Annotated in this window: 10 protein-coding genes; 1 reads left to right on the top strand and 9 read right to left on the bottom strand. The window is 57.6% G+C overall.

All coding sequences use genetic code 11. The features are described from left to right. The first annotated feature begins 194 nt into the window (after nt 1-194). Entirely contained in the window at nt 195-1,226 is a 1,032-nt protein-coding gene (locus tag HF327_RS21700; protein ID WP_198462423.1) for a PIN domain-containing protein, read from the top strand. A gap of 48 nt (nt 1,227-1,274) precedes the next feature. Here HF327_RS21700 and HF327_RS21695 read toward each other — a convergent pair whose 3' ends face one another. The 9 genes from HF327_RS21695 to HF327_RS21655 all read right to left on the bottom strand — a co-directional run bounded on the left by HF327_RS21695 (nt 1,275) and on the right by HF327_RS21655 (nt 4,589). Further along, entirely contained in the window at nt 1,275-1,649 is a 375-nt protein-coding gene (locus HF327_RS21695) for a Mor transcription activator family protein (protein ID WP_198462422.1), read from the bottom strand. 11 nt (nt 1,650-1,660) lie between these two features. Further along, nucleotides 1,661-2,308 carry a gp16 family protein gene (locus HF327_RS21690; protein ID WP_198462421.1) on the bottom strand — a complete coding sequence of 216 codons (648 nt, stop codon included), beginning with the start codon at nt 2,306-2,308 and terminating at the stop codon, nt 1,661-1,663. Nucleotides 2,309-2,381: 73 nt separating this feature from the next. Continuing rightward, nucleotides 2,382-2,546 carry a hypothetical protein gene (locus HF327_RS21685; RefSeq protein WP_198462420.1) on the bottom strand — a complete coding sequence of 55 codons (165 nt, stop codon included), beginning with the start codon at nt 2,544-2,546 and terminating at the stop codon, nt 2,382-2,384. After that, nucleotides 2,533-2,805, bottom strand: coding sequence for a hypothetical protein (locus HF327_RS21680; protein WP_198462419.1), 273 nt, complete (start codon nt 2,803-2,805; stop codon nt 2,533-2,535). Before HF327_RS21680 ends, HF327_RS21685 begins: the two co-directional genes overlap by 14 nt. Next, entirely contained in the window at nt 2,802-3,017 is a 216-nt protein-coding gene (locus tag HF327_RS21675; protein WP_198462418.1) for a hypothetical protein, read from the bottom strand. The genes HF327_RS21680 and HF327_RS21675 overlap by 4 nt, the downstream gene beginning before the upstream one ends. Next, nucleotides 3,014-3,640, bottom strand: a complete 627-nt coding sequence (locus HF327_RS21670; RefSeq protein ID WP_198462417.1) for a DUF3164 family protein — start codon at nt 3,638-3,640, stop codon at nt 3,014-3,016. The genes HF327_RS21675 and HF327_RS21670 overlap by 4 nt, the downstream gene beginning before the upstream one ends. Before the next feature lie 14 nt (nt 3,641-3,654). Beyond that, nucleotides 3,655-3,936, bottom strand: a complete 282-nt coding sequence (locus HF327_RS21665) for a hypothetical protein (protein WP_198462416.1) — start codon at nt 3,934-3,936, stop codon at nt 3,655-3,657. A gap of 12 nt (nt 3,937-3,948) precedes the next feature. Continuing rightward, a complete protein-coding gene (locus tag HF327_RS21660; protein ID WP_198462415.1) occupies nt 3,949-4,350 on the bottom strand; it encodes a hypothetical protein in 402 nt (133 codons plus the stop codon). After that, nucleotides 4,347-4,589 carry a hypothetical protein gene (locus tag HF327_RS21655; protein WP_198462414.1) on the bottom strand — a complete coding sequence of 81 codons (243 nt, stop codon included), beginning with the start codon at nt 4,587-4,589 and terminating at the stop codon, nt 4,347-4,349. The genes HF327_RS21660 and HF327_RS21655 overlap by 4 nt, the downstream gene beginning before the upstream one ends. Nucleotides 4,590-4,654 lie beyond the last annotated feature (65 nt).

Here is a 4,654-nt window from a genome sequence, read left to right as displayed (position 1 = left end):
GATGAAAGGGAGTGAGATAAAGATAGAGGGTGTGGCGTGATAAATCGAAACGTTGGGGGATTTACCGCGACGTAGCGCAATGCTGATCTGAAATTAAGTTGCAGCTATTGAAACGGCTACGCTCGTGGTTTTAGCCTCACCTGAAGTGGCCCTCTTTAGAATCTGTGGAATCAGATAAGAGAGGGATAGAAGACATGGCAATTAGGCTTCTGGTTGATACCTGCGTATGGCTCGACTTGGCGAAGGACTATCGTGAAAGGCCGGTCATCAGTGCGCTTGAGGACCTTGTCGAGAGCGGAGAAATCGAACTGATCGTGCCGCAGCAGGTTTTGGACGAATTTGATCGCAACAAGACTCGGATCATTGACGACGCACGACGTGGCCTGCAGTCCCACTTTCGTTTGGTCAGGCAGGCCGTAAACCAGTTCGGCGATGATGAGCGCAAAGCTGAAGTGCTCGCTGGGCTCAACGAAGTTGATCACCAGATTGCTGTTGAAGGCGATGCAGTTGGCGGCTCAATCGAACGAATTGACAAGCTTTTGCGCCGCAGGCCAGCGTTAGCGACAACCGACGCGATTAAACAGCGCGTCACAGATCGCGCCCTAGCAAGTTTGGCACCATATCACCGACCGAAAAATAGCGTGGGGGACGCCATACTCGTTGAGATTTATATCGACTTGGTATCGAACGCCACCGACGATGAGCCATGTGCATTCATCACCCACAACACAAAAGACTTCAGCGAAACACACGGTGACCTCAGGAGACCTCACCAAGACCTCGCATATCTGTTTGAAGTGCCGCAATCCTCCTATAGGACCTCTATGGTTGAGTTTCTAAAAGAGCGGAACCCCGATGTCCTCGGAGAGCACGACTTTGAGTTCAACTATTCGCAAGAGGCCCGACGACTAGCGGAAATTCTTGATAACGAAAATCTGCTGTTCAGACAGGTTTGGTACAACCGGCATTGGAATTTGCGCAGCAGAATTGAGGATGGTTCAGTCAAGGTGGTACCGGAAGCGGAGTACAGCAGAGGCCCGTACCGCTCAGACCAGATACTCGATAGTATCTGGGCCGGAGCGCTTGCTGCCGCGAAGCGAACCGAGGACGAAGTCGGTATCGACAAACTCGGCCCATGGACCGACTTCGAGTGGGGCATGATCAACGGCAAGCTATCGGCGTTGCGGTGGGTTCTTGGGGATGAATGGGACATGCTGGACACATAGGCTTCTCAATCCACCGAGAGCATCAAAAAAGGCCCCTGATTTGGGGCCTTAGTCGTTAAAGAGGTCTTTGGTGCGCCGGTCGGCCGCTGCCGCCATCCGCTTCTTGACTCGATCCAGCAGCTTGCGCAGGCTGCGTTCATGCATGTCGTGCTTTTTTGCCAGTTCGGCGTAGTTGTAGCCGTTGAACTCTGAGTAGATCTCAGCATCGCGCTGGCTGAGCTTCCAGTGGTAATCCTTGGGGATGTTGATCAGCTGGCCGCCCCAGTAATCGGCCAGATGGTCCGTCAGAGAGCTGGCCACCATGTCAGCGGCAGGTCCCGAGACGTGCTCCTGCAGGTGCTTCTTGGCCACATCCATTAGGTCCGCCAGGAACTGATTCCTGCGGCTTGCCATGTTGGAGTCTCGGTCGACGAAAGTGGCCATGAAATGGGTATTCAAACTGGGTATTGACGCCCTGCAGCGGTGCGCAGATTTTCCCAGACTTCCCAGTAAAGATCAAACGAGTAGCCGTTCAACTGACGATCAAAACCGCGAGCAGCACAATCAAGCTGCTCGGGGCTGAGAAGCCCGTTTTCATATCGCTCCCGCACCTCTGTTTTGAGTATCGCCACGGCATTGGGCAAGAAGCGCATAGCCCACTTTTTGAGGGTTTCAATCACCAGATCCTGGCGTGCTTTGAATTCAGGCCCAGACGGCGTTTTGACCCCACGCTCTCCACGCATCCACTGCACGTCATCCACCTTGGCAATGCGCTTCACATACGCCGTCAACGCCGCTTCTGACGGGTCACGCACGGCGCCCAGCTCATGCAGGAACAGCCAGAGGGCGCGCACCTTGCTGGCGTCCTTGCCCGTGGCCTGTTTGCGATCGGTTTTGGTCGATCGCACCTTGAAGCCTTGGGCCTTGAGATAGTCAAGCACCTTCTGCATGCCGTCGATGGGCATGGCAGCGAGGGATTCATTGCCACCCTGGGCGAATAGGATGCCGCGATAGTTGGGCTCGTCCAGGCCCAGGTCGCGGCGGGCCACCTGAATCAGTTTGATGAGCCGGTTGCGGTGTGTGGTTTGTGTTGTCGTTGCCATTTTTGGCTCCTTTGGGCAAAGAAAAGGCCCCCAGCTGGCTGTGCGCCTGCATGGGGGCCGTCATCACTGCGGGTCAGTGGACTTGCTGGATCTCTTCGGCCATCTTGCGGGCTGCCGCACGCCAGGCCTCGCGCGTCGCCTCGGTCAGCCCATCCCAGGGAAGGGCCCAGTCTTGCTCTGGAAGCGAGGACCGAAATGCTGTGTAGGCCTCCTGGGCTATGGCTTCAAAACTCTTCATCGTCTTCGTCCTCCGGTTCGGTGGATACGGTGAACGGCAGCTTTTCAAAATGGGCAATTCCCGCCTCCATTCCCATAGAAAAGATCATTGCTTCGCGCTGTGTGAGCTGCACTGTCACGTCTTTGCCAGAGCCATCAATGACTTTGACGGATGTGCCTTCTTTTGCGTTGGCTTGAATGTCATGCGCGGCCGATAGACGGGCACCATGCCACTCCTGGATTCGCTCCACAAATTCGAGTAATTGGGATTTATCGCTCATACCTTCACCTCCTCCAAAACTTGAACCGTGACCAGACGCAGCTTTTCGCCCTTGTAGGTACGGCGAAAATCATCGCCAATGGTGGGAACGCCAAAGCCATCAGAGCCAGCACCACGGCCTGTTGCTGTCCAGCGGGCATCGACCTCGTTATCGAAGACAACGCCCTGACCGCAAGGGGCGAGAACCGCAAAATATTGCTTCTCGTTGCTCATACCGCCGCCAGATCCAACGGAACTGCCTCGTACTGCCCAGACGCCCCCACGCGCCGATAGACGCGCACATAGGTGGCCGTGCCAACGGCCTGGATGCTGCCGCGAATGGCCTCCATGGCGCGCTTCCACTCGCCGTCATCGATCTGCACACGCATCAGGTCGAGCACGGCGGCGGTCTTGAGCTGGCCCTTGCTGTCGGCGGCAAAGGCGCGATCCACGATCACGCGGATATTGGCATCGGCGCCCTCGCTCCAGCGGGCGATGCAGCCGTGGATCAGGGCCTTGGCGGCCTCGATTTCCTCGGTGAACTCGATGCGGTCGGCCACCACGCGCTGCACCCTGAACTCACCGTCGTAGGTTGTCACAGACACATTGCCCTTCTCGCCGCCCAGCGTCACGTCGTAGCGCTCGCCGGCAATCTTCACCAGGTCGGCGATATCGGCTAGCGACTCATCCTTGAAGGCCTTGAGTGCGGCATTCAGCGCGATGGCCTTGGCGGTCAGGCGGCGGGCCGTCTCGTCGCGCAGCAGATCCTGCTCGCGCACCTTGTCGCGCGGCACCAGGTGGCCGCGTGCGTTTTTCATGTAGCCGGGAGGAATTTCGGGAATATTTTGTTGAGTCATTTGTCGTAGCTCCTTCAGTGCAAATTGGTCGATTGGGTTGGGCTAGGTATGGGCGCTGGCGGCAGCCCTTGCATCAGCTCGCCCGCATAGGCCGCCATTGCCATGGAGAGTTGCCCTTGGGCCTCCACTGGCAGCTGGCTGGCAACGCAGCGGTGCACGTTCATCACCGCTTGCATGACTACGCCGGTAGGCAGAGTGCGGCCAGTCAGGACCGCCAGGAACTGAATGGCCAGGGATGTGGACTCCAGCTCGAATTGCTCTAGCGTCATCTGCGGCATTTCTTGTGATGTATTCATGGTTTTCTCCTCTCAGCAGCGCACGCCACGGCTGGCGATAGCGCTGAAATCCAGTGAACCCTTGCGGGGCGGTGCGAATGGCGTGGGCTCGTATTTGCCCTCCATCACGTTGATCTGGCGACGCTCAGGCATCTCGCCCATAGGCTTTGGCGCGTCCTTGCCATTTCTTCTCGGTGCCAGGCCCAGGTCAAAGAGCGGTGCGGCCACGCTGCAGATGTTCCAGCGTAGCTCCGGTGCACCTTCCTCAACCTCCAGCCAGCCGCCCGTGCGCAGATTGCGCAGGCGTTTGACCAGGTCACTTTCCACTTCCCCTGTCAACGGTCGCAGCTGCGCTAGGTTTTGTGGGCCATTAGCCTTGATATGGGCCAGCAGACGCTTGCTGTCCTCACTCAGACGGTTTTTCTTCAGCTTCATCGGATCACCCCCATACCCAGCTCAAACTGCACATAACCAGTCAAGGCACCCAAGCAGGCCGCGACTGCCACCACCATTGCGGCCAGCATCAAGAACTGGCCGATGGAATCGGATAGATGCCCACCCAGAACCAGCTGCAGCAGCCCCTTGCAGGCTTGCAGCCCACGCGTCAGGCGGGCTTTGATGCCGCGCTTGCGGTGGCACACAATCGCGCCAGGCTCAAAGAAATAGCGCTTCATGCCAGGGCCTCCTGTTCTTGCACACGGCGGGTCACGCGGTTGGGCAAGGTCTTGCCGTTGAAGCG

This window comes from Comamonas suwonensis (genome assembly GCF_012844455.2).
GTDB lineage: Bacteria > Pseudomonadota > Gammaproteobacteria > Burkholderiales > Burkholderiaceae_C > Comamonas > Comamonas suwonensis.
The sequence above is the reverse complement of the archived record's forward strand: the minus strand, read 5'-3'. Positions and strand labels throughout refer to the sequence as shown.